Source organism: Fibrisoma montanum, from assembly GCF_003583365.1.
Taxonomy (GTDB): Bacteria; Bacteroidota; Bacteroidia; order Cytophagales; family Spirosomataceae; genus Fibrisoma; species Fibrisoma montanum.
On sequence record NZ_QXED01000003.1, the window covers coordinates 287965 to 314798 of the forward strand.

Below are 26834 nucleotides of genomic sequence, written 5' to 3' on the forward strand. Positions count from 1 at the left end.
CATCATGAGCCTGGAAGAGGAAATAACCATCTGTCAATTTGGGCAGGGTCTTTATGCGGCAACCCACCTGCTCGAATTGTTTGAGCAAGTGGATGAGGTTAGCCAGTATGGCCAACTGCTTGAACTCCACTCGTTTCTTTGGCGGATTGAACCCGACGAGGCCCGCGTTGAGCAGGCGCTTTTACAGGAAACAAAGCGCGTTACTCGTCCGGCTGTTGTCAATAGGATGTATACGTCGAAATCCAAATTGAGCCGTACGTTCCATCTACTGGAAGGTGACAATAAAGCTAGGTACGCATCGCTTCTGTCGGCATTCAAAACGTGTTACCAACCACGCTATGCGGCCGAAAAGGCAAACCCAACCAACTGGTGGTACCGGGACTTATCGGACCCGGCCGTTGTAGAGGACATATTGGCGAGCCACCATCAATTGGTTGACGAACTCTACCACCATCCCAGCTACAGCAGTGAGTTTGTTTGTCTGGCCAGACTCTGGAACGACGAAATAGCGGAACGGTTAGCTGAATCGCTCGAGCTTACGCCTAAACACACGGCCCCCTACGCCTTCGTGACCTACGACGAAATCAGTGAGCAGTTCGGGAATGTATCGTCCAGCCGGAATAGTCAGGCCAGATCGATCCTGACCCACTCCTTACGTAAAGCCCTGTCTACCCAGTATAAACTGCAAAACGAAGACGCGATTCGGATCATCAGCGAGGTCACCCGGTTGCACCTCCGCACAAAATACAACGTCGATTCGCCCTGGGTGTGATTCGCAGAAAAGCTTGTTGCATTTAATGCTCCCTGTTTGTATTGTGATGGTGCAAGTAAGTTATTTCCTCGTGGGTAAACTTGAGCAGCGGGTCAGAACAGCATCGCCTGTTCGATGAACGTTAAAAGTCTTCTAATATTTGTCTATTGGTAATAATTCGAGGATAAAGCATCTTAATTTGATCCTCAGAGTATTTTCCAGTAGACCTCATATACTCTATTATATCTTCAATGTCATTCTCATCTTTAACAATTATGTATTTGATGTCATGAGGTGTGAATTTGAGCATATACTTCTCTTCAATCAACTTCATTAATTCGTGTTTCTTTTCTAATAGTTCAGGATATAGACTTGGGAAAATTACAGGTATTTCGTAATTAGTTGCTTGATCATAAGGAATTGTAAATCTCCATTCGCGTTCGTTGTAGTACAACCGCCCGTCTCTTTTATCTTCGTAAGGTTTGTTATAGCTAAAGCAGTTTTGAACACGTTCCATTACACGCTTCATCGCAAAATACATATTCAAAATTTCTCTTGTATGATTAGGAAGTTGAGATATCAATGGATATTTAGAAAAAGATTGTTTCACTAATGGATCATACAATCTGAAGAAATCATATAGTATACTTTGTGCATCAACCATTGATTTTATATAAGTTGAATTGTCATCATAATGAAAATATAATACTGGATTCAAGCCATTTGCTTTACCCCACTCTTTAGTCATACCCAATCCATAAGATCCATAACCTTCCGCTTCTACTTTCTCGCCATTATGTTCCCAGCTATGGCCAAGCATGTGAGATCGAATACTTGATAGTGGAATATCACAGAAGCAAACCATAGGTATTTGAGATTCGGTAATTCTTCCCCCAGTACATTCTCCAAATTCTTTGCAATAACTTGGACGAAAACCGTTACTTAATATTTTCTTTAAAACCTCTTTCTCACCTCTTCCAGTGAAGTGGAATAATGCTTTGGCACTAATCGTCACGATATTTATTGTTTATAGTTTATTCCTCTTACATCCAAATACTTGTAAACCGTCGTTCGGGATAACTGCAACTGCTGAGCGATTACCTTGATGCCAAAGCCTTCTTTGTAAAGCGATTCTGCTACCGGGCGGTCTTCTTAGCCTCCTCACTTAGGCCTTTAGGCTTACCCCCTGTGTCGCCCTTGAGCCTGGCCGCGGCAACCCCGGCAGCGTCCGCTGCCGGATCAGCTCCCGTTCAAACTCGGCCAGACTGCTAAAGAGGCAGAACAGCTTACTGCCTGATGTAGCCAATTTTCATCAAGCGAGCATAATTTACCACCTTTCTCATAATTATACAAAACAAGCAATATTGTAAAGTAAAACCGGATGCGGAGAATATAAGGAGCATAAAAAAGCCCGGTTAAGCTAGCTTAACCGGGCTTCAGCAGAGGGAGAGGGATTCGAACCCCCGGACCTGTTACAGTCAACAGTTTTCAAGACTGCCGCGATCGACCACTCCGCCATCCCTCTTCGTGGTGATTTGTGGGTGCAAATATACGGCGCTTTTCAGATTTGTCAACCCCCTAACCCCGTTTTTTGGCTAAAAACCGTAATTTTGGACGTTCTAAAGAGTGAATGAGTGAATGAGCGAAAGAGCGAGGTACTCAGTATCAGCCCTTTTGACTGTTCATGGTAACGGCAGTGTTTCGCAACAAGCCACCGCTCTTTCACTCTTTCGCTCTTTCACTCTTTCGCTTTTATGGAAATCACCGAATCGCCGAACGTCGGTCCGCTCCCAACCGTCGAAACCGCCCGCAAACTGGGCGTGCTGCCTGAAGAATTTGATCGCATCGGGCAAATCCTGGGTCGCCAGCCCAACTTTACCGAACTCAGTATTTTTTCGGTAATGTGGTCCGAACACTGTTCCTATAAGAACTCGATCGTCTGGCTCAAAACCCTCCCCCGCGATTCGGACCGGATGCTGGCCAAGGCGGGCGAAGAAAACGCCGGACTGGTCGACATCGGCGACGGCCTGGCGTGCTCGTTTAAAATCGAGTCGCACAACCACCCCTCGGCGCTGGAACCGTACCAGGGTGCCGCTACGGGCGTGGGCGGGATCAACCGCGATATTTTTACGATGGGTGCCCGGCCCATCGCCCAGCTGAACTCGCTGCGTTTCGGCGACCTGAACCTGCCCAAAACCCGCCGGCTGCTGCGGGGCGTCGTGAAAGGCATCGGCGACTACGGCAACGCGTTCGGCATCCCGACCGTGGGGGGCGAACTCTATTTCGACGAGTCCTATAATACGAACCCGCTCGTCAACGCCTTCTCGGCCGGGATCGTGGAAGTCGGCAAGGTAGCCAAAGCGACGTCCTACGGCGTGGGTAATCCGGTGTTCATCGTCGGCTCGGCTACGGGCAAGGACGGGATTCACGGCGCTACGTTCGCATCGGAGGACATCAGCGACAAATCGACGGAGAAGCTGCCCGCCGTGCAGGTTGGCGATCCGTTCATGGAGAAGCTGCTGCTGGAAGCCACGCTGGAGATTATTGCCACGGGCTATGTGATCGGTATTCAGGACATGGGCGCGGCCGGGATTATTTGCTCAACTTCCGAAATGAGCGCGAAAGGCGAACACGGCATGATCATCGACCTCGACAAAGTACCGATGCGCCAGCCCAACATGCAGCCGTTCGAGATTCTGTTGTCGGAGTCGCAGGAGCGGATGCTGGTCGTGATCGAGAAAGGCAAAGAAGACGTCATCAACCAGATTTTCGACAAGTGGGACCTGAACTGCGCCCAGATTGGTGAAGTAACGGCCCCGGGTCCGGATGGCGTGGGTCGCCTGCATTTTTACCGGCACGGCGAACTGGTGGCCGACGTACCGGCGCATGACCTCGTGCTGGGCGGGGGCGCTCCGCAGTACCACCGCGAATACCGCGAACCGGCCTACATCAAGGAATTTGAGCAGTTTGATGCCGACGATGTCGACGACGTAGAGACCGACGAGATCGCCGACGTAGCGCGGCACCTGCTGTCGCACCCGAACATCTGCTCGCGCCGGTGGGTGTACGAACAATACGACTCCATGGTCGGCACGGCCAACCGCAGCACCAACGCTCCGTCGGATGCGGCCGTGGTACGTATCAAAACGCCGGAAGTTGGGTTGAGCAACAAGTCCATCGTCATCACCGTCGACTGCAACAGCCGCTACGTCAACGCCAATCCCCGGCGCGGGGCCATGATCGCCGTCGCCGAAGCCGCCCGCAACATCGTTTGCTCGGGGGGTGAACCGCTGGCCGTCACGAACAACCTGAACTTTGGCAATCCGTACGTACCGGAAGTGTACTGGCAGTTTGTGGAGGCTGTGCAGGGCATGGGCGAAGCCTGCCGCCGGTTCAGTACCCCGGTAACGGGCGGCAACGTAAGCTTTTACAACCAGAGCTCCGACGATGGCCCGGTGTTCCCGACGCCAACCATCGGTATGCTCGGTCTGATGGAAGACCCGAGCCACCAGATGACCCTGAACTTCAAAGCCGAAGGCGACTGGATCTACCTCCTCGGCCCCCCGACCGACGACATTGCCTCGTCGGAATACCTGTACTCCTACCGCAAGGTGAAAGCCTCCCCTGCCCCGCTGTTCGATTTCGAAACCGAGTGGCGCGTGCAGGAAGCCATCAAGACGATGATCCGCCACGGCTGGATCAAGTCCGCCCACGACGTATCGGACGGGGGTCTGTTCGTCGCCCTGGCCGAGTCGGCGATGGCGGGCAACAAAGGCTTCCAGATCGATACGGTAGACCGCTACCGGACGGATGCGTTCCTGTTTGGGGAGAGCCAGAGCCGGGTCGTGATCACGGTTTCGCCGGATAAGCTGCACGAAGTGGAAGGTTACTTCAACGAAGGGCAGACGTTCGTGCGGCTTGGGGTAGTCACGGCGGCCGATTTTGTCATCAACGACCAGACCATCCTGACCTCAGCCGAGGCTAAGGATCTGTATGATAATTCGCTGGGCCGGATTATGGCGTAAGTATGTCAGGCAGTCCGAACCAGATGCATCTGGTTCGGACTGCTTCTGATGGATTCCGCATCGTCTACTCTCTTCCATATGCTCACAAACACACCCAATCAGCCGAACCGGCTTACCGTCGACGAATACCTTCAGTTTGAAGAAAAAAGTGAGGTGCGCCATGAATTTTTCAAGGGGAAGGTTTACGCAATGGCGGGTACGACGCTAACCCACAACTTATTAGTTGATAATGTAAAAGACCTTCTAAAGCGACACTTCCGACCTCGTGGCTGCCAGGTTTTTTCGGAGAGTATTAAAGTAGAAGTTATCCGAGGGATTTATATTCCATATCCCGATGTAATTGTCACCTGCCATCCGTTCGATTTACGGGGTGAGCAATATTTAATTCGGCAACCCCGCATCCTTGTTGAAGTATTATCAAAATCAACGGCTCATATAGACCGGGGATTTAAGTGGAGAAACTACCGAAAGCTTCCGTCTCTTTGGTATTACGTATTGGTGGATCAGTATTCGACAACCGTTGAACTCTTCAGCCGAATCGAACAAACTGATGAGTGGATCAATACAATGTATGAATCTGTAGACGATACGGTTGTTTTCCCACGTCTTGATTTCGAACTGACCGTTGGGGCCATCTACGCGGGCATCGAGCTACTGCCAGAAGCGGACGATACCCCAACTGACCTGCAACCCTGACGTTACCTCCTGACTAACCACTGACAACAGTAAACCGTCACGCCCGTTTATGACCCACGATTTAGCCGCGCTGACCCGCGACCTGTGTACCATCGCCCTGGAAGCCGGGCAGTTTATCCGTACTGAACGCCTTCAGTTTTCAACCGATGCGATCGAGTACAAGGGCCTGAACAACCTGGTTTCCTACGTCGATAAAGAAACCGAAAAACAACTGGTCGCCCGCCTGCATGACCTGCTGCCCGAAGCGGGATTCATCACCGAAGAAGGCACTACCGGCACCCAGGCCGACCCAACCGCACTGAACTGGATCATCGACCCCCTCGACGGTACGACCAATTTCATCCATAACCTGCCCGTTTATTCGGTGAGCGTGGGGCTGGCCCAGGGTAAAACCCCGATTGCGGGCGTTATCTACGATCCCAACCGCGATGAGTGTTTCTCGGCCTGGCAGGGCGGTGGGGCGTACTGCAACGGTAACCCGATTCGGGTATCGCCCGCGACGCAGCTGGGCCAGAGCCTGATTGCCACGGGCTTTCCGTATTTCAGCTTCGATCAGATGCAGAAATACCTCCAGATCCTGCAAACGCTGATGCAGCAGTCGCACGGACTGCGCCGGATGGGGTCGGCGGCCATTGACCTCGCCTACGTAGCGTGCGGTCGGTTTGAAGCGTTCTATGAGTACAACCTGAACTCGTGGGATATGGCCGCCGGGGTGCTGCTCGTCCGCGAAGCGGGGGGCATCGTGACCGACTTCGACGGCGGGGATGAGTTTCTGTTCCGGGGCGATGTGATTGCCGGCTGTGGCGTTCATCCCGAGCTGCAGCGGGTCATTCGCGAGGTCTGGCAGGCCTGAACGCAGTACCATCCTAAAACGTGGTTCTGATACGTCGTTAAATCAGCCTATACGCATTACCCCAAACCCTTGAAAGTTTGGGGTAATGCGGTAATACAATAAAGCGCATCCTTAAGCGGATACTTTCTGCAAATCAGCGAGCCACTCCTGCGCAAAAGCCCGCGCTTCCTGAACCGGCTCCCGGCCCAGGCGATATAGAAACTTCCAGTCCGGCGACTTCCGCCGGTAGCGGTCCTCCACAAACTCCTGCGTACGGCCCCGGGCGCTGACCCGGGCATCGAACGTTACGTCATCGCACAGGGCGATAAACTCCCGTAACCGTTTCTTCAGCAGCACCTGGTGATTTTCCCGGGCGGTAAAAGCTTCTTTCTGAGTCCGGTACACCCGGTTGTGTTCCTTCGCATCGGCCAGGAGCTGTTGTTCATCGGCCAGGGTGCGGGCGATCTGCTGCCGGCTGAGCTGCGTCTGAAAGGCTACGTACTGCTTTTTAAACTCGTCGGGGCGGCCCTCGGTGGCCACCAGCATCCGCTTTATCTTACCAATCTCCATCGTTTTGCGGGCGCGGTCGCTGGCAGTCAGTTTGGCCAGGTCCTGCTCCTGCTGCTGGAGCTGGCCCCGCACCGTTTTCAGCAGCGTAGCCGCGTCCAGTTCCGCCAGTTTCCGCTGCTCAGCGCTTTGCTGCTGGCCGGCCTGCGTCGCCAGTTGGCTGACGTGGGCTTCCAGCCGGGCGATCTGCTCGTCGCTGTAGGTTTCGTCCAACGGGTATTTTGTTCGGAGCCAGGTAACGTATTCGTTTTCAAAGGTTTCGGCTTCTACGTACGACCGCACCACCCGGCCCAGTGACCGCACGACGGTTGCCTGCGAGCCTTTCGGGAGCCGCCGGGCCAGTTTGCGCATGGTAACCGTACTGGTAAACGAAAACGAATGATCTTCCGTAAGGTTCGTGACCGCGTGCTGGCGTATGGCTTCCAGCGTAACGCCGGTCTGCGTGAGGACATCGGTCGGTCGGGCTGCGAGCCAGCACCCTGAGCCGATCAGGGCCAGAAGCAGTACTTTTTTCATGGTCGATTCGAGAGAGAATGTGTTATATCAGTCGATATGGTTGATTTCTATCATTAATCAGGCCAAAAATGAGCCGCCCCTGGCAACAGACCAATCAACTTAGCTACGGACCGGAAAAAGGAGCGGCCCAACCGGAAGACACCGCCTGCCAACTGATCGAAACAAAATCAGTCCGGACGGGTAAATAAGAAGCCAGCCCCCGATCCGGCCTTTTATTTGGAGTTCCTGGGAAGAAATCCGTATTTGGTGCGCTGACGCAAGTTTTCCTTCTAAAAAACCCGTACGCTCATGCAGGACATTGATGTTCTCCGCTATCCCATTGGCCGGTACCAACCCGATCAGGCCATTTCCATCGAGCAGACCAAACAACTGATCGGTGCCATCCGCGACTTTCCTGTTTCCCTGACCGAACTGGTTGGCAAATGGGGCGACGACCGACTCGACACCCCCTATCGACCCGATGGCTGGACCGTCCGCCAGTTGGTGCACCACATCGCCGACAGCCACATCAACGCCTACGTCCGGACCAAGTTGGCCCTGACCGAAACCAACCCGACCATTTCGCCTTACGAAGAGCAGGAATGGGCCAAACTGCCCGATTCGACGCTCGATATTGCCCTCTCGCTGGTGATCCTGCGTAACCTGCACGAACGCTGGGCCACCATCCTCGATGCACTGACGGAGACCGATTTGCAGCGAACGTATTACCACCCCGGAGCGCAGCGGCAGTACACCCTGTCGGACGTTATCGGGATGTATGTCTGGCACGGCGAGCATCACTATCAGCACATTTATCGGCTGGCGGAGCGGAACGGATGGGTGTAAAAAGCCGTTATTGATGGGAAGTAGTTCGTCGGTTTGAACGGCTTCATTCGTAAACGTATGCAGGAACTCGTTATCCTTCTGGTTTTTCTGGCGGCCGTCGGTTATCTGATCCGCCGGGCGGTGCAGAGCCTTGCCCGACCCAAAACGGGTGGCTGTGGGAAGAACTGCGGCTGCGACACGAAAACCACTCCAGCAACGCCTGAGAGGCTATCCAGGACGTAGGTAACTAAGCACTTATAACTTTTTTACAGGCCGGTAGTTTAAGGAGGTGCCATGGGCACTCAACGAACTACCGGCTTTCTCATTATTGGTTTCTTTCTGGCGCTTTCCATCGGATGCAACCGCGTCCGCCCGAAAGCACCGGAGCTGGGCTCCTTTGAGCCACCTATTACCAAAACAACTTCTTACCTGACCGGCCGGATCACCTTCGACATTGCCGATCTGGAAAAAAAGATAAATCACTGCCTGAAACCCGTACTGCTCAATCAGGATACGCTCGACGGCGGACGGGGCATGAAGTGGCGGCTGCGCATCGAACGGATGGGGCGCGTTCGCATTCGCTACGCCCGGCAGCAGGTGTTTGTATCCGCTCCCCTGCGCATCTGGCTCAGCAACCCCATCGGATTCCGGAAGAAACGGGCCGTTCGCCGATCCCTTTGCGCGCTGGAAGTGAATTTCGCGAGTCCGCTGGCGGTGTCGTCGAACTGGCGGCTGTCGACCCGGTCGAAATTTGTGAACTACCGCTGGATTGAGCGGCCCAAAGTGCGGGTGCTGGGCGTGAACATTCCCGTAACGAAGCTCGCCGACAAAGTATTGAACAAACGGCGCGCCGACATTGAAGCGGCCGTCGACAGCGCCGTTCACCAGGAACTCCGGCTCGACCGGTTTGTCCGGCGCGTTTGGGTAGACTTGCAAAAGCCCCTGCGGATCAGTAAAAAACCTGAGCAGTTCTGGGTCGTGCCCAAACCGGTCAGCGTGGCCGTAGCCCGCATTGAAGGAAACCGGACGTCTATTACCATCCCGATCCAGATTGGCTTCGAGGCCGACACCCGCCTGGGCGAGGAGCCCATCGTACAGCGCTCAGCCCGGTTGCCGCGGCTTCAGCGCAAACCGTCTATTCCGGCCGTATCGAGCCTGCGGGTGTTGTGGTTTATTCCGTATTCAAGCCTCAACAAAGTGCTGGCCCAGTCGATCGATGATCAGAAATTTGATTTACTGCGGGGTACGCTCAAGCTCCGGAACACCACCATTTCGGGGGGTGGCCGGTCGATTGTGCTCCGAACGGACGTAACCGGGGCCGTCAACGGTACGTTGTATTTCCACGGGCAGCCCGGCTACGATACGCTGACCAACACGCTTCGTATCAAACACGTCGATTACGCCGTCGATACAAAGGAAAGCCTGCTCTCCACCGCCGACTGGCTGCTTCACGATCACCTGCGCGATACGTTGCAGAATGCCCTCATCATTCCGCTTAAAAGCCAGATCGTGCAGTTTCCGCAGAAAATTGAAACGGCATTCGAGCGCGGCAAAGCGGGCCTTAAATCGGACCTCAACATTGACGCGTTCCGGTTTGTACCCCAGCGGATCGTCATTCGCCCCGATGGCATTCAACTGCTCATCAAGGTTGAATCGGCGGTGGAGGTGGCCGTTAAAAAGCTCTGAACCTGTGGCTTATCTTACAATAGCAAAGTTGAACATGGGCGTTTGAAGCACCCCGTAGAGCCGGATCCAGATGGGCAGCAGTTGCTCGGTTCCCCGGGCGGTCGTGATATCACCCATGTCGATGATGCTGCCGGGTGCCCAGCCAAACTGTTCGGTAAGAAAGGTTTTTACCTGTTCCTTCGCGTCGGCGTCATTTCCGCTCACAAATACGTTATGCTGGCCGGAAACAGCCGCGGGATTGACCATCAGGGCGGCCGTCATGGTATTCAGTGTTTTTACCACGTTTAGCCTGGGAAACTCGCGCTGAATGACTTCGCCCAGGGAGTCATCGTTAACGACGGACAGCGTCGGCGGCATGCCTTTCGAAAAATCGAGCGGATTGGCGATGTCGATCAGCACTTTATCCCCGAGGTTATCGACGCCCGCCGATGCCAGCGCGTCCATAGAGCCCATCCCGGACGTAGCATTGATCAGGATCTCCCCGAAAGCAGCCGCTTCGGCGAACGTCCCTATTTGAACCCCCGCATTGTTCTGGTGCCAGTCCGAAAAGGACTGTGTGCCCATAGCCGGATTACCTGGTTTGGCCAGCGTGTCGGCCACGTTACGCGTCCCGATCATTACCTGGTTGCCCTTGGCCAAAAGTGAGGTGGCCAGCGTCTGGCCGACCATGCCCGTTCCTAAAATTCCGATAGTCATTGTTGTAAGGAATTGGTTCTGTGATCAATACGTACGCAACAAAGGTATAACCCCACACGAAGAGGAGCCTAGTCAAAAACGTAGCTGCGCTGGTCAATTTCTACGCCCCTTCCCGGCGGTACGCCAGGGGTGTTTTCTGCGTGTGTTTCTTGAAGAATCGCCCAAAGTTGGCCGGATCGCTGAAGTTAAGCTGGTACGCTACCTCGGCAATATCGTTCGGGGTGTAGCGCAGCAGAATCTGCGCTTCGTGCAGCAGTTTCTGGTTGATGAAATGGAGGGCGTTCTGGCTGGTGGTGGCTTTTACCAGCTCCGACAGGTAGTGGGGTGTTACGTTCAGCAGCTCAGCGTATTCTTCGACCGTCCGTTTGTCGAGGTAATAGGTATTGATCAACTGAATAAACCGCCGGAACAGCCGCTGTTCGGGCGTTACGAAGCGCTGTTCGTACTGATTCAGATCGGCCACGAAGGTCTTGAACTCATACAGCACCGTCAGCAGCTTCAGGGCCGCAATCGGCGCCTGTTGGGGCTGCGGAAACCGCTGATAAGCCGCAAACACATCGTCCAGCAAGGGCGCAAACGTATTATAATGATCCTGCCGAATCGGGAAGAAATTGGTGTGCAGGCTGTTAAAAAACGGAAACTCCTCGTCGAAGTCCGGCCGAAAGAAGCGGAAGCACTCCTTCCGGAAATAGATCAGATACCCTTTGGCGGTTCGGTCGCGGTGCCAGCTATAGATGTGTCCCGGGGCCTGAAACACCAGAAAGGCGGTCAGGTTGCCGATCTGGGTCGTATCGTACCCGATCTGGGTGGCGCCGGGATCGGTGATCAGCGAGATAAAATGAAACCCTTTTCTGAACGGCGGCATTACGTCTACCGTATGCGGAAACGTATCTTCGAGCCGCAGGCAGAAGAGCGTATCATTGATGGTCCGATGCCGCGACTGAATGGCGGTCAGAAACTCGTTGATCGTTTCAAAATACGGAATAGTGGGCGTCATAGGGCACGGAGCACGGGCTGAACTAATCTTCCGGGGTCAGCGCCGGATCGGCAACCGGCGCGGGGACGTCCGCCTTCCAGCGCCACAGGTACCGGCAGGCCAGCGTGCGGTACGGTCGCCAGGGCTCGGCAATTTCATGCAGTTTTTTGTACAGGGCCTTCCCGGTCAGCCCTGCCGTCTGATCGGCATAGGCCCGAAGCATCCGCTGCCGGATAACGAGGTCATCCACCGGAAATACGTCGGGCCGGTCCAGCACAAACATAAGCAACATCTCGACTGTCCAGCGCCCGACGCCTTTGATCGGAATCAGATACTGCACAATTTCCTCGTCCGTCATGGCGTCGACGTAGGGGCGGTCCATCCGGTGGGTCAGCGCAAACTCAGCCACGCTTTGCAGGTACCTGGCCTTCTGAAACGACAGCCCCGCACTACGTAGCTCCTCCGTGGTTTTCGCCAGCAGCGCGTTGGGATGCGGGTAGCCGTCGGGAAACAGGGTCAGCAGACGTTTGAAAATCGCATCAGCCGCTTTGGTTGAAATCTGCTGGGAAACAATGCTTTCGAGCAGGGCCAGATACAGGTCGTTATCCCAGTCATACACCGGCTTGGGCGCGGGGGTTTCGGCAATGATGCGGGCAAAAACAGGGTCTTTCGACAAATGGGTAAGCGGCATTGTCTGGTCGGAATGGGTCACAAACAGGCGGAATCGTCTTCCTCAAATATACGCAAAATCCCCCGAACCGGCTTATGCCGCCCTGCCCTTCGTGACCGGCCGTTACTGATCCCTGCTGTATCGCCGGCGGAGCAGATACGCTACCGAACTGGCCATATCGTCGCGTATCTCCCTGAACAGCGACCAGCGTGATGGTTCGAAGAAATCGGCTGTTTTCAGCGACTGGCCGTTCAGCGCCCGTTCGTCGCCGTCGAACTTCTGCCATTCGGTTGCCCAGATTTCGGACTCACTGACCGGCTCTTCCCAAAGCACCTGACCTGTTTCGGTGTCGATAGCCCGAACGCTGACCTCCAGCCGGGCGCAGATTTCCTTGCGGTAGGTCGTCAGCGTTCCTTTGACCTTTTCTTTAATATCAACTTTGGTCGAATCGTTGATTTTCTTTTCGCCGACTTTATACTCCTTATCGCTGTAGACGGTGGTACTGGCCGACGACACGCGCTCATCGTAAGGCCGGTATCTGGTAACAACCATCTGAACGGCCTGGTGAATCGGCCAGCCGAACGCGGCATCGCCCTCATCGGGCGAGTACAGCCGCACAAATTCCGACGGAGCCGTTTGGCGACCAATTTCCCGGAAGACCAGGCGCTGCAGGTCGGCCTGATCGTCCCGATCCAGTTCCGGCGAAGGGCTGAACGGTTCGACCACTACGCGCAGGATGGCCAGCGCCAGGGCATCCTCGGCTTTTCCCCGGGCCTGCCGGTAGTCGGGTACCCATTCCATTGCTTTCCGATAGTTCAGATACGCATCTTTGGCCGCCAGCCGATTTTCTTCGCGGAAGGCAAACGCCTGCTCGGCCACCTCATAGCGGTCGGCAGCAGCCAGTTCACGGGTTTCGCGCTGGCGATCGTCGTACGTAGCGGGGTACAGGGCCAGCCAGTCGGCACAGGCCGTGCAGGACCGGGCGTTGTCGGTCAGTGCCTGAAGCAGCCTGTACTGCTCATACACCGGCTCCCACCGGAACGGGATCTGGGCAGCGGGCGAACTAAGCCGCCGGATTTCGGACTGGTGCTGCTGGTAGCCCTGTTCAAACGCTGTACGGAGCACCTGAGGGGCCAGGGTGTGGCCCCGTTTACCCCAGCCGCGGGGCTGCTGCAGCCGCTGTGACGCTTTGCGTACGGCGAGGTCAAATTTATGCCGACGCAGAGCCGCCTGCCCACTGCTGCAGGCCGTCAGCACGTAGCAGGCGAGTACGCTGATCATAAGGAGTCGACGCATGGCAGGATACGGGTAATTTTCTGAACATTGGACCCGGCTCATGGGTAATAGGTTTATATTTAGCCAATTTTTTTTTACTACCCTATGGCGAAACGCCACCGCTACCGCTCGGCCGAGAAAGCCCTTGGTACGTCTCCGGGTACGCTTACGTACGTAGGCCAGGAGATTGAACACGCGACCAAAATTAAACGCATCGAATATAACGAGGCCGATTATCATATTGATGAGTCCAGCCGACTGAGTGCCTGTCGGTTACCGGCGTCTACTACCCCTTTCGTTCACTGGCTCAACATCGACGGTATTCACGAACCGCAGGTGATCGACGCCATCGGTCGGCAGTATACCCTGCACCCGCTGCTGCTCGAAGACGTAATGAACACCGAGCAGAAACCAAAGCTGGAGCTGTACGACGACACCCGGTCCGACGATCTGCGGTCCGGCGGCCCGGTCGTGTTTGTTACGATGAAGTATCTTCACCGGGGTTCCCAGCGGCAGGAGATCGACACGGAGCACGTCAGCTTTGCGCTGGGCAGGCATTTCCTGATTTCATTCCAGGAAGAGCGGAACAAAGACATTTTTGAGCCGGTGCTGGATCGTATTAAAGCGTCGGCGGGGAAAACCCGCCGGAACGGGCCGGATTACCTGCTGTATGCGCTCATGGACATCATCGTAGACCATTACTTTCTGGTTATGGAACGGATCGGCGACAAGATGGACGAGATGGAAGAGCAGATCGTGCAGGAAAAAGCCGGTCAGCATACGCTCGCCACGCTGTACACCCTCAAGCGCGAACTGGCCTATATGCGCCGGGCCGTGTGGCCGCTGCGCGATATGATCGGTACGCTGCTGCGGGGCGAGTCGGACCTGATTCAGCCGTCGACCCTGCCGTTTCTGCGCGACCTGTACGACCACGTAACGCAGGTGATTGAAACCCTGGATTCCGACCGGGAAATCATCGCGGGCCTGATGGACGTGTATTATTCCATCGTCAGCAACCGAATGAACTCAGTCATGAAAACGCTGACAATCATTTCGTCGATCTTTATTCCGCTGACGTTCATTGCGGGTATCTATGGCATGAACTTCGACAATATGCCCGAACTTCACGCCCGCACGGGGTATTTCTGGGTACTGTTCGCCATGCTTGTCATCGGCATCGGCGAAGTTATTTACTTTAAACGACGAGGGTGGATGTAAGGGAGAAAAGGAAGGAAGTGGTAACGTTTTGGGCAGGTGACCATTGGCTCAGCCCTCCTGATTTCATTCGCGAAAGCGGGACTTTTAGGCGGTAAACCCACCTTCCTGTCCGACTGTGAAGGATGTGCCTCTTCTTGGGGCAGACCGTCCGGTAGTTTTGCAGGCGATACATATCAACCGCAAACTACCAGTTAAATCGCAAATCGAATGAACACATTACCCTTCCGTTTATTAGTCCTGACGGCCCTATCTGTATTGACGGCCAGTTGTCAAAAAGAAGATTTCGGGGTTGATCAGCCCCATGACAGCGGCAAAGCCTCGGCCGACAAGTTTTACGTACCGGCCGAATTTGAGCCCCTGGCATCCATCTGGCTTTCGGCCCCAACGACCCGTTACAAGAGCAATCTGCCCATGTGGGATGTGCAGGCGGCCATGATCAAAGAAATCCTGCCCACATCGACCAAAATCGACTACGCCATCAACGGCCCATCCGACATTGACTCTTTAACGACGTATCTGGTCAATAGAGGGGTTTCGCAGGGGGCGATTCAGTCCGGCATTCGCTTTCACACGGTACCGCACGGCGACTTATGGATTCGCGACACCGGGGGTACGTTCATGAAAAGCAAAAAAGAGAAAGAAGGCTACCGGGTGGTGGATTTCGACTTTGACGCGTACCGCATGAAGGGCTACGTCAGCGCTGATACGTATGCGCTTTACCAACTCGACAATAATGTTTCCTATGGTATTGGGGCTGCGAAAGGAGCAACCATCGTCAGTTCACCGTTAATCACGGAAGGTGGCAATCTGCATTTCAACGGAAAAGGAACCGTCATTGCGATCAAAAAATCTTTACTGGCCAGCAACCCTGGCCTGACGCTGGCCGAGATCGAGGCTGAATTGAAGCGTGTATTCAATCTGAAAAAGGTCATTTTTTTGAACGAAACTACGGGCACCGACTCTCATCCTGTTCTGGAATCTCCGAAGTTGGTCAATGGAGGCTATCAGTTTAACCTGGGGGTTTGGCACGCCGACGAAATGGTAACCTGGGTTGATCCGCGGACGGTCATTGTGGCCCAGGTGCCGGCCGCTGAACTCAGCAGCGGGAATCCTTTCAAGCAGCAATCCTATCAGGCATTGGAAGACGCCTATCAGGTGCTCCGTAGTGCAACGGATCAGGATGGCAAGCCACTCACCATCCTGCGGGCCCCCGAGCCCAGCCCAATTGTTGTTGAGCTGGGACCGAACGACGTGATGTACCAGTTTCTGCAGAGCCTGAACGGCATCCAGCACTTCCCCACAGACGGCAGCCCTATCAAGTTTGTGATGGCAGCCAGCTACATGAACTACGTTGTAACCAACGATGTGGTGCTGATTCCTAAGTTTTATAAACCCGGCCGGGCGTCGAGTTTAGCCGCCAGTGATGAAGAATTCCGGCAGTTAATCCAAAGCGTATATCCAAACCGTCAGGTGAAGCAGATCGATGCCGATGGCATCACGGTCGGCGGGGGTGGTATGCACTGCATTACCCAGCAGGTGCCTTCCCTTGATAAACATAAAGATTAGCTTCGGCACGCCTTAAGGACTTGTTTTGCATAAAATAGAAGTCTAAATGACCTCCTAACCGTAGCCATCAAGGACTTTAAGGTGTGTCTGGGGGAGTTAATTGCTAACTTGCGCGTTCGTTGTATACGTACCGACAACCGCAATATATGACAACCGCAACGCCCAATCTTCTCGACGCTTACTGGCTGACCGACTCGCGGCAGGTGCTTTCGCCTGAGCAGAGCCGGTCGGCTGTTTTCTTTGCCATGCAGGGCGAACACCACGACGGTCATGCGTTCGTGGGTGAGCTGTACCAGAAAGGTGTCCGGCAGTTTGTGGTCGAGCGGGCCGCGCTGACCCCCGCCCGCCGGACCGAGTTTACCCACTATCCCGATGCGCAGTTCACCGAAACAGACAGTAGTTTGCGGCTGTTGCAGCAGCTGGCCACCGACTACCGTCAACGTTTTCAGATTCCGGTGATCGGCATCACGGGCAGCAACGGCAAAACCATCGTCAAGGAATGGCTGGCCCAGTTGCTGGCCGGTGATTACGTCATTGCGAAAAGTCCCAAGAGCTACAACTCCCAGCTGGGCGTACCGCTGTCGGTACACCAGTTGAACAGCAGCCACACGCTCGGCCTGTTTGAAGCGGGCATTTCCCGGCCGCACGAAATGCAGGCGCTGGAAACGATCGTACGGCCCACGCTGGGCATTTTCACCAACATCGGTACGGCCCACGACGAAGGGTTTCGCAGCCGTCGGCAGAAGGTAGCCGAAAAGCTCAGGCTCTTCACCCGTGCCGAAACGCTGATTTACTGCAAAGATTATCCCGACATTGACGAAGAGATTAACCTGCTCCTGAAAGCCGTTAACCCGGCGATTCGCCTGATTCACTGGTCAAAGCACGAAGGGGCCGTTTACAAGGCCGCCGTGCAGCAGGATCGGCTGACACTGACCGCTGAACATGGCACCTGGACGCTGAAACTCCCCTTCGCCGATCCGGCGTCGGTCGAGAACCTGATTCACAGCATCGTTGCGCTGCTAACGCTGGGGTTCAGCGACGAAGCCGCCTTACAAAACCGCCTGAATCGGCTGCGGCCCGTTTCCATGCGGCTCGAAGTAAAAGAAGGCATTAATGGTTGTGTGCTAATCGATGATTCGTACAACAACGACATCGTTGGGCTGCAGCTCGCGCTGGGTTTTCTGGATCAGCAACTGACCCGCACCCGCAAGGTTGTTATCCTTTCGGACGTACTACAGTCGGGGCAGCGGGAAGACGAGCTCTACGAATCAGTAGCCGCCCTGCAGCGGGCGAATCAGATCAGCGAGTTTGTCGGCATCGGCCCGGTAATCAGCCGGAACGCCCATGTTTTCCCGGCAACGAGTCGATTTTACGGAGGTACCGACGAGTTTCTGGCCAGCTACCCGTTCGATCGGCTGCGCGACAGTGCGGTGCTGGTCAAAGGAGCCAGGCCTTTTTCCTTCGAACGGATCGTTAACCGGCTCCAGCGGAAAGTCCACGGCACAGTGCTGGAAATTAACCTCGATGCGCTGACCCATAACCTGAATTACTACCGCGAAAAAGTTGGCCGTGGTGATACCGGGCAACAGACTAAAATCATGGTCATGGTGAAGGCGTTTGCATATGGCAGCGGCAGCGCCGAAGTGGCTCAGCTGCTGCAGTTCCACCGGGTCGATTACCTGGCCGTAGCCTACGCCGACGAAGGCGTTTCGCTGCGTCAGAACGGCATTGACCTGCCCATCATGGTCATGAACCCAGCCCCGGAAACCTTCCAGACCGTACTGGATTACCATCTGGAACCGGAACTGTACAGTCTGCGCCTGCTGCAGGAATGGGGCAGCTTCGTTGGGGAGAGAGGAGGAGAGGAAAGGAGGAGAGGAGAAAAGGAGGAAGGGAGGAAAGGAGAAAAGGGAGGAGATCTTCATTCTCCATTCCTGATTTCCTCCTCTCCTCCTTTGCATTTAAAAATTGATACGGGCATGCACCGGCTGGGATTTGTCGAGGCTGAACTGCCGTCGGTCATCGCGTATCTACAGCAACACCCGGCTCTTCGGGTCGCGTCGGTATTCAGCCACCTCGTCGGGGCCGACGACGCGCAGTTCAATGCCTTTTCGAAGCAGCAGTACGAATCGTTCATGCGGAGCATGGCCGTACTGGAAGACGGTTTAGGGTACCGGCCAATGCGTCACCTGCTCAATTCGGCGGGTATTGTCCGCTTTCCGGACTACAAACTGGATATGGTGCGGCTGGGAATTGGTCTCTACGGGGTCGAATCGAGCCAACTGGAACGGTCGATGGTGCGGCCCGTCGGTACGTTGCGGACGGTAATCAGCCAGATCAAACAGGTAAAAGCCGGTGAATCAGTGGGCTACAGCCGACGCGGTGTACTCGACCACGACGCCCGGATTGCGACCATTGCAATCGGGTACGCCGATGGCTTCGACCGCCGACTCGGCAATGGTGTCGGGCAGGTGTGGGTTAATGGAACGCTCTGCCCCACCGTTGGGAACGTCTGCATGGACATGACCATGATCGACGTTACGGCAGCACCGGCCAGCGAAGGGGACGACGTTATTATTTTCGGTCAGGAAATAGCCATCAGCGACCTCGCCCGCACCATCGGCACCATTCCCTACGAAATCCTCACCGGCGTCAGTGAACGCGTCAAGCGAGTGTTTTATAAGGAGGGGAATTGAGGAGGAAAGGGAGGAGGGAGAAAAGCAGGAAAGGAGAAAAGCAGGAAAGCAGGAGAGGAAAAAGGGAGGTGGTATGGTTACCACTCCTCCTTTTCTCCTCTCCTCCCTTCCTCCTCTTTTTTACGCCAGGAACGGCGTTACGATCCGCAGTACGTCTTCTTTCGAGAGCGTCTCGTCCCAGGCTTCGGTCGAAGCTGAGTAGGGAACGCCCGGAATCAGCGACGACACTTCCAGGTGCGTAACGGCTTCTTCACCCGCGTACACGGCCGGTGGTGCGCCACCGCTTTCGTTGCCGGTGATCCAGCCCTTCAGGCCGCGCAATTCGCGAACGCGGGCCGCGTGACGGGCTTCTACCGAGTGAATCCGCAGCGCCGTCGTCAGGATAGGATCATCCATGATCAGGCGGGGCGCCTGGCCTTTGTAAGCCCGAACCCCCGTATCTTCAAACGCCTGCGACAGCAGCGCATACGTTCTGAAGTTCCGGAACACATCGGGGAACGCACCTTTCGCCGTAAAATCAAAGCGAGGCTTCGCTACGGCGCGGCTGCCCAGCACCGACTTCAGCAAATTAACGTGCGCGTTCTCGTGCTTCTGCAACTGGCCGAATACGTTCCGGTCGAGGTTCGTGATCAGCCCCGGCGTGTCCATACCGACGTTATAGAATTCGGCTTCGAGGTATTCCAGCGTCAGGGCGAAATTCAGGACGTCGACCACGACATCGCTCTGGGCATAGGCTTTATTCAGGGCAGAGGCCAGTAACGTAGGAGCGGCCACCGATGCCGCTTTTTTAGCGAACATGCTGAACATGTTACGGCGCGACACGTGCTTCAGCCGGTCGTACACTTCGCTGTCAACCTGCTCAATTTCGTTGAGAATGTTCTGTAAGTTCATCGTGTTGAGTCCGGTTAAGCCATCGGCAGACGCGAGGCTGAGATAATTTCTTTAATAAACTGCTGCGCAACGGGTAGTACTTCGGCAGGCATTTTAGCCGGATCAAGACCAGTAGCCGGGTCAACGACATCGTCGCCGGCAAAGTACGTGCTGCCCGGAGCGATCAGCTCACGGATCACCGATGCGTGACGCGCTTCCACCGACACGATCTTACCCGCCGTTGCCAGGTTGTTGGCGTCCGTCAGCAACTGACCGGCACCGTTATACGCAGCCGTTGCCAGATCGGCGAAGTTACGGGCCGTCGTCAGCACGCTGTCCCGATTGCGGAAGTTTACGCTGCTGTAGTCGAGGGTCAGTTTAGGAATGGCGAAACTACCCAGAACGGCTTCAAAAAAATCAACGTGGGTGATTTCCTGATCGCGCAGGTCTTTGAACACCTGGAACTCCTTAGCCGACATCCCATCATAACGCGTGTCGAGAACCAGCTCCAGGAAACGCAGTTCGGCCTGCTCCAGCGCATAGGCGTAGTTCAGAACGCCAATATCGCCCGAACCCAGGTCAACAACGTCCCCGGCGCGACCTCCCCGCATTGAGGTTTCACCCGGACCGGTGATGGGGTTAAGATTCTCCTGGGCGCAGGAGCTTAGTAGCACACCGCCAGCAGCCGTTACGCCAACGTACCGCATAAACCACCGGCGACCAATATTCACCGGGACCACAGGCAGCACCGACACCCGTTGGTTGGGTGAAGTCGGATCTTTGTGTAGTTGTTCCATAAAAAGTTAAAGTTGAGTAAGCCTTCGCCGTTCGGCGACGAAGTCACTGCAACTACTCCTATGGACTCAAAAGGGTTTTAAATTTTTGCGTTTTATTGGTAATAAATTGGTTGAATTGAGTAAACGGCCTAAAACCGTTCATTTTTTCATGCAAGAAGCCCGTTTCCCTTCTTTCTGATCTGGATAACGGGTCAAATGTGATTCGGTTTGAGAAGCGTACCGGGGCCTGATTCAGGGCTGCCGGCGGGTTTTTACAGCCTCTACGTTGCTTTTGCGATTATCCACCTCAATCAGCGCTTTCTCCTGCTCAACCTTATTCGTTTCGACGTCTTTTTCGAGCTGCGTGAGTTCTTTTTCATTTTCCTCGATGCGTTTGAGCAGCCGTTCTTTCTCTTTTTTATTCTGATCAATCTCCCGCAGCAGCCGTTCTCCATTTTTGACCAGCCGCTGGTGCGTTCGCTGCGCTTCGTCGAAGCCCAGCTCGGCCTGCCGGACTTCCTGGTTTACCTGCGACCGACCGGCAAAGTCTTTCAGCAACTGCTCCGCATCCCGATACGCCCGGTCGCCGGGTCGAACGAACGTGCGACTGCCCAGATCGAAGGAAACAAACAGCGTAGCCGACGAACGCCCCGCTTTTACCGTACTGACGAGGTTGATTGGTTCCGACGAGAGGGCCGGAATATCGGCATTGGCCACCCGGTACGTACCGCGCGACGCCAGCAGCCGGCCGTAGGTTTTCAATTGTTCTTCCCAGTCTTTTTCAATCTGGCGGCCGTCGCCGGTAATGGTCAGGAATAAGCCGGGCAGTTTATCCCGGTCGATGGTACTTTCGCCTGCGTAGATGGTCTGCGCACCGGCTAGTCGGCTGCTCAGGCATACAACAAGGCAGAGCAGGTAGGTTGCTTGTTTTTTCATCGGTGTCATCCGTTACGTGTGTAGGTCTGGTTTTCTGCGAGCGGGCGGCTTACCGACCAGCGCCCGTTTTCTGGGTAATTAACAATCGTTTTTCGCCGGTTCGGAGGGTTGTGGCCAAGATATACACGTTCCCGCCTTCGCGCAACCCCAGTTGTTTGCGCAGCGCATCGACCGACTGCGGAAAATTCCGGACGGTCAGGTTGGCCTGCAGATCGGGCAGCAGCGACCGCAGCGCTTTCCGGTCGGGTTTGCAAGTGGCTACGAGGTCAAAAACACGCCCGGGAAAATCAGCCTTCAGCTCCGGGCTGGTGTAGAGATGGCTGTGCGGAGCCAGTTTGGCCAGTTCGAAACGCTGGGCAATGAGCCGAAACGCACCTGCCTTCAGTACGGCCGCGTTCGGCTCGTAAATATACCGCCCGGGGTCGTCAAACACCACCTCGGCGCTCCGCTCCTCCCCTAGCAGAAACGATTGTATAACCGCTTTGTTTATAGTGAGGTTAACAGCGTTAACCTGTACGTTTTCTAAAGCCACAGGCGCCTGACCGACCACGAAGAGAATCTCTTTCACTTCGCCCTGCAGCGCCACTACGTGGACGGCCTTTACCCGACCAAGCCCACGAATAGTCGCTTCCAGATCGAGCAATGGTGATGTTTTAAGCAGCAGGTGTTCGGCCCTGGCCAGTACGCCGGAAAGTACCCCGGCGGCCAATACGTTTGGCACGCAGTCCTCCAGCCGGACCACCCGTCCACCCTGCTCATCCCGTCGGGCGGGATCCAGATAGACCCAGTCGGCTCTGCCGTCAAAATTCTGCAGAAACGCCAGTCCATCTTCGTTCAGCACCCGAACGTTGGTCAGGCCAAGCTTCGGCAGATTATGCGCAGCCAGGGCCGCCAGTTCAGCCCGGTGTTCTACATACACTACCTGCTTCATGCGCTGGGCAAAGGCCCAGGTGTCGACTCCCATCCCGCCGGTCAGATCGAGCAGGGTGTCCCCTGCCACCAGCGAGGCTTTGTACCGGGCCGTCTGTTCCGAAGACGCCTGCTCAACCGAAACCGTCGGCGGAAAAATCAGATCGTCGTTTTCGTACCAGGCCGGCAGCTTGTCGCGGGCCTTCTGACGGGCCGAAATCTGCGCCACCAAAGGTCGGATATCCCCCTGACGAGGAGGCCGTAGCATCAATTGTCGGACATCTGCCGTTACGTTCTGCCTGATAAACTGCTGATCGTCAGGACTCAAATGATTAGTTTCAGGAAACAATTAGAAAATGGTTAAAAATTTTTAATCGTTCTTTAATTTTGTACATCGATCGTTTCCTTGTCGACGTTAATTTGGTTAACCCAACAGGTTATAACTCATGCAATCTCCTAACCCTTTCCGCACCTTACAACAATACCGTGCGGCTTATCTGCGACAGGATTTTCCGGCCGGAGTATCGGTTTTTCTTGTTGCCCTCCCCCTTTGTCTGGGCATTGCCCTGGCTTCCGGAGCCCCGTTGTTTTCGGGCCTGGTTGCCGGGATGATCGGCGGAATTGTTGTCGGCCTGCTGTCGGGTTCCGAAGTCAGTGTCAGTGGGCCGGCGGCCGGCCTGGCTGTCATCGTGGCTGATGCCATTGCAAAGATAGGCTCTTACGAAGCGTTTCTGGCGGCTGTTGTGATCGCCGGCCTGATTCAGCTCCTGCTTGGGCTGCTCAAAGCGGGGCGGTTCAGCAGCTTTTTCCCGGATAGTGTCATCAAAGGCATGCTGGTTGCCATCGGGCTGGTTATCATCCTGAAGCAGATTCCGCACGCCCTGGGGCGGGATAACGACTACGAGGGTGAGTTTGAGTTTGCCCAGCTGGCCGATGGTGAAAATACCATTTCGGAGATTTACCGGGCCATCGAAACAGCCAGCCCCGGCGCGGTGCTGATCAGTTCCCTGTCGCTTATTTTCCTGATTGTCTGGGAGCGAACGGCCGGGCGCAGCAACCGAACGTTTTTCCGCAACTTCCCCGGGGCGCTCGTCGTAGTGTTTATCGGCATAGCGCTCAACGAGTTTTTCCGGACCTCGATGCCAGCCTGGTACCTGGGCGATACGGCACATCAGCACATGGTTCAGGTGCCGATCATCGCTGCCGGCAAAAGTCCGTTTTCGATTTTCGATTTCCCGGATTTCAGCGTACTGGCTAACCCGCAGGTCTATTTCATCGGCATCACCATCGCGATTGTTGCCAGCCTGGAAACGCTGCTTAACCTCGAAGCCTCCGACCGGCTCGATACCCACCGTCGCGTGTCGTCGCCCGATAAGGAGCTGATTGCGCAGGGAATTGGCAACACCCTGTCGGGATTGATCGGTGGTCTGCCGGTAACGTCGGTGGTAGTTCGGACGTCGGCCAACATCTACAGCGGCAGCCAAAGCCGGGTTTCCGCTATTCTGCACGGCATTTTTCTGCTGGTGGCGGTGTTCCTCGGCGGGCCACTGCTCAATCTGATTCCGCTTTCGTGCCTGGCGGCTGTGCTGATTATGGTCGGCTACAAACTGGCTAAGCCGAAAGTCTTTGCCACAATTTATAAAGAAGGGCGTAATCAGTTCATTCCGTTTATCATCACTGTACTCGGGATCATCTTTACGGACCTGCTCATTGGCATTGCCATCGGTTCCGTTGTGGGGATTCTCTTTGTCCTGTACACGAACTTCCAGTCTACGTTCAGTGTCGTTCGGGAAGAAAACAAGGTCTTGATTCTCTTTGAGAAAGATTTGTTCTTCCTCAGCAAACCCCAGCTCAAAGACGCCCTGCGGGCGCTGCGGCCGGGCGACGAGGTGATTGTTGACGGCAGTCGGGCGCAGTTCATCGATCACGATATTTACGCCATCCTGCAAAATTTCAAGGATACGGCCAAGTCGCAGGGCATTCACTACGAACTGCGTAATGTCGAATTGAACGTACGCCCGAAAAAGGCCGCCAAACTTGTTCCGGCCATCGATTAACTACAACAGGCCCCGGAACGTCAGGTTCCGGGGCCTGTTGTAGTTACCTCCGTATCAATGAAAGCCGTGTTGCTCCAGATAGCGTACATCATCGACGTCGCGGGCCTTCACCCCGATCAGGATTCCACCCTGTTTGATGCCGGATTCGTAGGTTTTAGCCCGTTCTTCCGGAATACCTGAGCCCACCAGCGCCCCGATGAGGCCGCCCGTAAGGCCACCGGCGCCCGCACCGGCCAGACCAGCCGCCAGCGGACCGGCCACGACCAGCCCCAGACCCGGCAAGAGCAGGTTGGTGCCGATGGCCGCAATAGCCGCAGCTACCGCTCCGACGGTGCCTCCGATGGCAGAACCAACGCCTGCTTTTTCCATCGCCTTATTTCCCAGATCAGTATCGTGTTGACTGTCGTGCCGGGCCGTAAAATGCCGGTCACGCGTTTCGTTAGACATCATCACGTTGATGTCCTTGTCGGAAAACCCGCGATCTTTCAACTTTTCGTACGCCCGGTCCGCGCTGTCGCGGTCGGTGAACAATGCCGTCATGACCCGGTCGGTCCGATCGGTCAGTGTCGAGCCAGACATGGTTTGGTTGGTGTAATCTGCCATGGTTTTGTTGGGTTATGGTTGAAAAATGTACCAGCCACACATAAGCAGCTATAATTTCAACTCTATAGACTGACTCGTGTTTAGCAGAATTGACGGAACGGTATCAACACATTACCATGCTTATCTGAAAGAAGCTTATCGACACGGTTTCTGGAAGTCGGCTGCAGAGGCCGTTCAGTAGCCTGAAGGGTTCATGAACGCATCGTCCGGCTTTTTCATGAAGTACGTCTCGAACGACGAGTGGTCCTTGAGCATGTACTGACGGGCTGTTCGTGCGCCGTCGTACATCTTCCCAAGGAAGTCAAAGGTGTTGGTGCATCCGTGGAGAAACGGCCGTTCGATGGTGTTGGCAGGCGCTGAAACAGGAAACTGCTCGGCGTAAAACTTGACAATGGCCAACGCATTCAAGCCAAACACTACTCCAAACAGGGCGTATCGGCGCCGGGTAAACCCTTCGCCCATTACCACCGCGCTGGCCACGCAAAACGACAGTACGCACATGGCGGCAATGCTGGCCCGCATCTGGAAATCGTTATAAACGCCAATTCGGTACAGAGGAATCAGGCAAAGCAACACCAGCGCCAGCCGGTAAAACCCCCGGCTAGTAGTCGGCAACCGTCGAACGAATGGCACCCACAGTAAAAAATTCCCTCCTACGTATAAGCCATAATACAGCGGCCACGCGGATACGCCCGTCTTCCAGATAAACATATTGGTCGACGGATTCTCCATCGCCTGGGTGCTGGTCAGGTACGACAGAACGGGTACAGCACTGGCAGCCAGTATCAGCAACGCCGGCATAACCTCCCGGCTTTTCAGAATCTTCAGGCGGTGGGGCCAGGCAGCAAGCACCATGAACGGAGCCAGCCCAACGGTCGCGAAAGGGCTCCAGAGCAACGTACCCAGGCCAATCAGGACCATCTCTACGCTGCTCCAGGGCGAAAACCGAGGGTGCAGAAACAGTACGTAAAACACCCCGATGGCGGCCGGCAGCAGATGCTGGGGTGCCCAGGCAATCTGGTCTGAATAGGGTGTCATGGCGGTCAGCATAAACCCGTTCAGGTCAATGTAGTTGGGAGGCAGATGCTGCTCGACACCCAGCGCCCGCAGCGCCCGGATGATGAACCAGGTATCGCCAAACAACACCAGCAAACCGACCACCAGCCCCGCCCGACGGGGGGCCAGGGCCACGACCCAGCCCCACAGCAGGGTCAGTCCCAGCCACGACCACGCCAGCGACACGTAGCGGCCGCAGGCCAGTCCCCACCATTTGCAGAGCAACGACACCGGCAGGTAATAGGCCGTGTAGTAACACAGGTAGGCCCTGTAGCGGTCGACATAAACAGGCCAGTCGTTCACGGCCAGGTCGTAGAACTTAAAATTGTTTGTCTGGTAGTCGAGCGTCTGGTGATTAAACTCCCCAAACCCGAACACTACGGCCATGGCCAGGGCCAGCCCCCCGGCGCCAGCCACGCTGGATACGGGTACAGACGGCACCGTACTGGGATCGGTCCGTCTGATTCTGGTTACCGCCTGCCAGCCTACCCAGCCCAGCGCCAGCGCACAACAGCCGCCGATCAGCGGTTTAATCCAGGTAAGCAGAAATAAAAACGTGGGAGCAACCAGATATGCAAGCGACACCACCCGCAACCAGGTGACGACCGGCGAAGACAATTTATTCATACAGTGACATTGGGGCCGCAAAAATA

General features: G+C 55.3%; 24 protein-coding genes and 1 tRNA gene. 11 read left to right on the top strand and 14 right to left on the bottom strand.

Annotated features, from left to right (window positions below; all coding sequences use genetic code 11):
• Nucleotides 1–4 precede the first annotated feature (4 nt).
• A complete protein-coding gene (locus DYU11_RS11090) occupies nt 5–772 on the top strand; it encodes a DUF5958 family protein (protein WP_119667744.1) in 768 nt (255 codons plus the stop codon).
• A 121-nt stretch (nt 773–893) separates the two neighbouring features.
• Here the strand turns inward: DYU11_RS11090 and DYU11_RS11095 are convergent, their stop codons facing one another.
• From DYU11_RS11095 to DYU11_RS11105, 3 genes are all read right to left on the bottom strand, one after another.
• Complete coding sequence (locus tag DYU11_RS11095) at nt 894–1766, bottom strand: abortive infection system antitoxin AbiGi family protein (protein WP_158600269.1); 873 nt, start codon at nt 1764–1766, stop codon at nt 894–896.
• A gap of 5 nt (nt 1767–1771) precedes the next feature.
• A complete protein-coding gene (locus tag DYU11_RS33945; RefSeq protein ID WP_374755990.1) occupies nt 1772–1858 on the bottom strand; it encodes a hypothetical protein in 87 nt (28 codons plus the stop codon).
• Nucleotides 1859–2191: 333 nt separating this feature from the next.
• A tRNA-Ser gene (locus tag DYU11_RS11105) sits at nt 2192–2276 on the bottom strand.
• A 229-nt stretch (nt 2277–2505) separates the two neighbouring features.
• Here DYU11_RS11105 and purL point away from each other — a divergent pair.
• From purL to DYU11_RS11120, 3 genes are all read left to right on the top strand, one after another.
• Nucleotides 2506–4776, top strand: a complete 2271-nt coding sequence (gene purL, locus DYU11_RS11110) for a phosphoribosylformylglycinamidine synthase subunit PurL (protein ID WP_119667746.1) — start codon at nt 2506–2508, stop codon at nt 4774–4776.
• A 78-nt stretch (nt 4777–4854) separates the two neighbouring features.
• On the top strand, nt 4855–5472 hold the full coding sequence (locus DYU11_RS11115; RefSeq protein WP_158600270.1) for a Uma2 family endonuclease: 618 nt from the start codon (nt 4855–4857) through the stop codon (nt 5470–5472).
• A gap of 49 nt (nt 5473–5521) precedes the next feature.
• Complete coding sequence (locus DYU11_RS11120) at nt 5522–6325, top strand: inositol monophosphatase family protein (protein ID WP_119667748.1); 804 nt, start codon at nt 5522–5524, stop codon at nt 6323–6325.
• Between the two features lie 111 nt (nt 6326–6436).
• On the opposite strand, the gene DYU11_RS11125 is transcribed toward DYU11_RS11120, so the two are convergent.
• Nucleotides 6437–7387, bottom strand: a complete 951-nt coding sequence (locus DYU11_RS11125; RefSeq protein WP_119667749.1) for a hypothetical protein — start codon at nt 7385–7387, stop codon at nt 6437–6439.
• A 288-nt stretch (nt 7388–7675) separates the two neighbouring features.
• Between DYU11_RS11125 and DYU11_RS11130 the strand changes: the two genes are divergently transcribed.
• The 3 genes from DYU11_RS11130 to DYU11_RS11140 are packed head-to-tail and all read left to right on the top strand — an operon-like array spanning nt 7676 to nt 9877.
• Entirely contained in the window at nt 7676–8212 is a 537-nt protein-coding gene (locus DYU11_RS11130) for a YfiT family bacillithiol transferase (protein ID WP_119667750.1), read from the top strand.
• 57 nt (nt 8213–8269) lie between these two features.
• Nucleotides 8270–8434: a FeoB-associated Cys-rich membrane protein gene (locus DYU11_RS11135; protein WP_119667751.1), complete on the top strand. Its 165-nt coding sequence runs from the start codon at nt 8270–8272 to the stop codon at nt 8432–8434.
• Nucleotides 8435–8485: 51 nt separating this feature from the next.
• Nucleotides 8486–9877, top strand: a complete 1392-nt coding sequence (locus DYU11_RS11140; RefSeq protein WP_119667752.1) for a DUF4403 family protein — start codon at nt 8486–8488, stop codon at nt 9875–9877.
• Nucleotides 9878–9886: 9 nt separating this feature from the next.
• Here DYU11_RS11140 and DYU11_RS11145 read toward each other — a convergent pair whose 3' ends face one another.
• From DYU11_RS11145 to DYU11_RS11160, 4 genes are all read right to left on the bottom strand, one after another.
• Nucleotides 9887–10573: an NADPH-dependent F420 reductase gene (locus tag DYU11_RS11145; RefSeq protein ID WP_119667753.1), complete on the bottom strand. Its 687-nt coding sequence runs from the start codon at nt 10571–10573 to the stop codon at nt 9887–9889.
• A gap of 100 nt (nt 10574–10673) precedes the next feature.
• Nucleotides 10674–11570, bottom strand: coding sequence for a helix-turn-helix domain-containing protein (locus DYU11_RS11150; protein ID WP_119667754.1), 897 nt, complete (start codon nt 11568–11570; stop codon nt 10674–10676).
• Between the two features lie 22 nt (nt 11571–11592).
• Nucleotides 11593–12240: a DNA-3-methyladenine glycosylase family protein gene (locus tag DYU11_RS11155; RefSeq protein WP_119667755.1), complete on the bottom strand. Its 648-nt coding sequence runs from the start codon at nt 12238–12240 to the stop codon at nt 11593–11595.
• A 102-nt stretch (nt 12241–12342) separates the two neighbouring features.
• On the bottom strand, nt 12343–13515 hold the full coding sequence (locus DYU11_RS11160; RefSeq protein ID WP_119668301.1) for a hypothetical protein: 1173 nt from the start codon (nt 13513–13515) through the stop codon (nt 12343–12345).
• A gap of 84 nt (nt 13516–13599) precedes the next feature.
• Here DYU11_RS11160 and corA point away from each other — a divergent pair, with 84 nt between their 5' ends.
• From corA to DYU11_RS11175, 3 genes are all read left to right on the top strand, one after another.
• Nucleotides 13600–14712 carry a magnesium/cobalt transporter CorA gene (gene corA / locus DYU11_RS11165; protein WP_119667756.1) on the top strand — a complete coding sequence of 371 codons (1113 nt, stop codon included), beginning with the start codon at nt 13600–13602 and terminating at the stop codon, nt 14710–14712.
• Between the two features lie 207 nt (nt 14713–14919).
• Nucleotides 14920–16278, top strand: a complete 1359-nt coding sequence (locus DYU11_RS11170; protein WP_119667757.1) for an agmatine deiminase family protein — start codon at nt 14920–14922, stop codon at nt 16276–16278.
• Between the two features lie 146 nt (nt 16279–16424).
• Complete coding sequence (locus tag DYU11_RS11175; protein ID WP_119667758.1) at nt 16425–18974, top strand: bifunctional UDP-N-acetylmuramoyl-tripeptide:D-alanyl-D-alanine ligase/alanine racemase; 2550 nt, start codon at nt 16425–16427, stop codon at nt 18972–18974.
• A 120-nt stretch (nt 18975–19094) separates the two neighbouring features.
• Here the strand turns inward: DYU11_RS11175 and DYU11_RS11180 are convergent, their stop codons facing one another.
• From DYU11_RS11180 to DYU11_RS11195, 4 genes are all read right to left on the bottom strand, one after another.
• A complete protein-coding gene (locus DYU11_RS11180) occupies nt 19095–19865 on the bottom strand; it encodes a ferritin-like domain-containing protein (RefSeq protein WP_119667759.1) in 771 nt (256 codons plus the stop codon).
• Nucleotides 19866–19879: 14 nt separating this feature from the next.
• Nucleotides 19880–20641, bottom strand: coding sequence for a ferritin-like domain-containing protein (locus DYU11_RS11185; RefSeq protein WP_119667760.1), 762 nt, complete (start codon nt 20639–20641; stop codon nt 19880–19882).
• Between the two features lie 231 nt (nt 20642–20872).
• Nucleotides 20873–21556 (bottom strand): hypothetical protein, encoded by a 684-nt coding sequence (locus DYU11_RS11190; protein WP_119667761.1) that lies wholly within the window; start codon nt 21554–21556, stop codon nt 20873–20875.
• 49 nt (nt 21557–21605) lie between these two features.
• Nucleotides 21606–22793 (bottom strand): THUMP-like domain-containing protein, encoded by a 1188-nt coding sequence (locus DYU11_RS11195; RefSeq protein ID WP_229365771.1) that lies wholly within the window; start codon nt 22791–22793, stop codon nt 21606–21608.
• Between the two features lie 118 nt (nt 22794–22911).
• On the opposite strand from DYU11_RS11195, the gene DYU11_RS11200 reads away from it, so the two are divergent.
• The gene (locus DYU11_RS11200) at nt 22912–24522 is read left to right on the top strand and encodes a SulP family inorganic anion transporter (protein ID WP_119667762.1); all 1611 of its coding nucleotides are present in this window, start codon (nt 22912–22914) and stop codon (nt 24520–24522) included.
• 54 nt (nt 24523–24576) lie between these two features.
• Here the strand turns inward: DYU11_RS11200 and DYU11_RS11205 are convergent, their stop codons facing one another.
• Nucleotides 24577–25125 carry a hypothetical protein gene (locus DYU11_RS11205; protein ID WP_229365778.1) on the bottom strand — a complete coding sequence of 183 codons (549 nt, stop codon included), beginning with the start codon at nt 25123–25125 and terminating at the stop codon, nt 24577–24579.
• A gap of 174 nt (nt 25126–25299) precedes the next feature.
• Entirely contained in the window at nt 25300–26808 is a 1509-nt protein-coding gene (locus DYU11_RS11210) for a hypothetical protein (protein WP_119667763.1), read from the bottom strand.
• Nucleotides 26809–26834 lie beyond the last annotated feature (26 nt).

Excerpts from the sequence above, each read along its gene's own strand:
- DYU11_RS11090 (WP_119667744.1), top strand. The coding sequence starts at position 5 with ATGAGCCTGGAAGAGGAAATAACCATCTGTCAATTTGGGCAGGGTCTT.
- purL (WP_119667746.1), top strand. The coding sequence starts at position 2,506 with ATGGAAATCACCGAATCGCCGAACGTCGGTCCGCTCCCAACCGTCGAA.
- DYU11_RS11115 (WP_158600270.1), top strand. The coding sequence starts at position 4,855 with ATGCTCACAAACACACCCAATCAGCCGAACCGGCTTACCGTCGACGAA.
- DYU11_RS11120 (WP_119667748.1), top strand. The coding sequence starts at position 5,522 with ATGACCCACGATTTAGCCGCGCTGACCCGCGACCTGTGTACCATCGCC.
- DYU11_RS11125 (WP_119667749.1), bottom strand. The coding sequence starts at position 7,387 with ATGAAAAAAGTACTGCTTCTGGCCCTGATCGGCTCAGGGTGCTGGCTC.
- DYU11_RS11130 (WP_119667750.1), top strand. The coding sequence starts at position 7,676 with ATGCAGGACATTGATGTTCTCCGCTATCCCATTGGCCGGTACCAACCC.
- DYU11_RS11135 (WP_119667751.1), top strand. The coding sequence starts at position 8,270 with ATGCAGGAACTCGTTATCCTTCTGGTTTTTCTGGCGGCCGTCGGTTAT.
- DYU11_RS11140 (WP_119667752.1), top strand. The coding sequence starts at position 8,486 with ATGGGCACTCAACGAACTACCGGCTTTCTCATTATTGGTTTCTTTCTG.
- DYU11_RS11145 (WP_119667753.1), bottom strand. The coding sequence starts at position 10,573 with ATGACTATCGGAATTTTAGGAACGGGCATGGTCGGCCAGACGCTGGCC.
- DYU11_RS11150 (WP_119667754.1), bottom strand. The coding sequence starts at position 11,570 with ATGACGCCCACTATTCCGTATTTTGAAACGATCAACGAGTTTCTGACC.
- DYU11_RS11155 (WP_119667755.1), bottom strand. The coding sequence starts at position 12,240 with ATGCCGCTTACCCATTTGTCGAAAGACCCTGTTTTTGCCCGCATCATT.
- DYU11_RS11160 (WP_119668301.1), bottom strand. The coding sequence starts at position 13,515 with ATGCGTCGACTCCTTATGATCAGCGTACTCGCCTGCTACGTGCTGACG.
- corA (WP_119667756.1), top strand. The coding sequence starts at position 13,600 with ATGGCGAAACGCCACCGCTACCGCTCGGCCGAGAAAGCCCTTGGTACG.
- DYU11_RS11170 (WP_119667757.1), top strand. The coding sequence starts at position 14,920 with ATGAACACATTACCCTTCCGTTTATTAGTCCTGACGGCCCTATCTGTA.
- DYU11_RS11175 (WP_119667758.1), top strand. The coding sequence starts at position 16,425 with ATGACAACCGCAACGCCCAATCTTCTCGACGCTTACTGGCTGACCGAC.
- DYU11_RS11180 (WP_119667759.1), bottom strand. The coding sequence starts at position 19,865 with ATGAACTTACAGAACATTCTCAACGAAATTGAGCAGGTTGACAGCGAA.
- DYU11_RS11185 (WP_119667760.1), bottom strand. The coding sequence starts at position 20,641 with ATGGAACAACTACACAAAGATCCGACTTCACCCAACCAACGGGTGTCG.
- DYU11_RS11190 (WP_119667761.1), bottom strand. The coding sequence starts at position 21,556 with ATGAAAAAACAAGCAACCTACCTGCTCTGCCTTGTTGTATGCCTGAGC.
- DYU11_RS11200 (WP_119667762.1), top strand. The coding sequence starts at position 22,912 with ATGCAATCTCCTAACCCTTTCCGCACCTTACAACAATACCGTGCGGCT.
- DYU11_RS11205 (WP_229365778.1), bottom strand. The coding sequence starts at position 25,125 with ATGGCAGATTACACCAACCAAACCATGTCTGGCTCGACACTGACCGAT.
- DYU11_RS11210 (WP_119667763.1), bottom strand. The coding sequence starts at position 26,808 with ATGAATAAATTGTCTTCGCCGGTCGTCACCTGGTTGCGGGTGGTGTCG.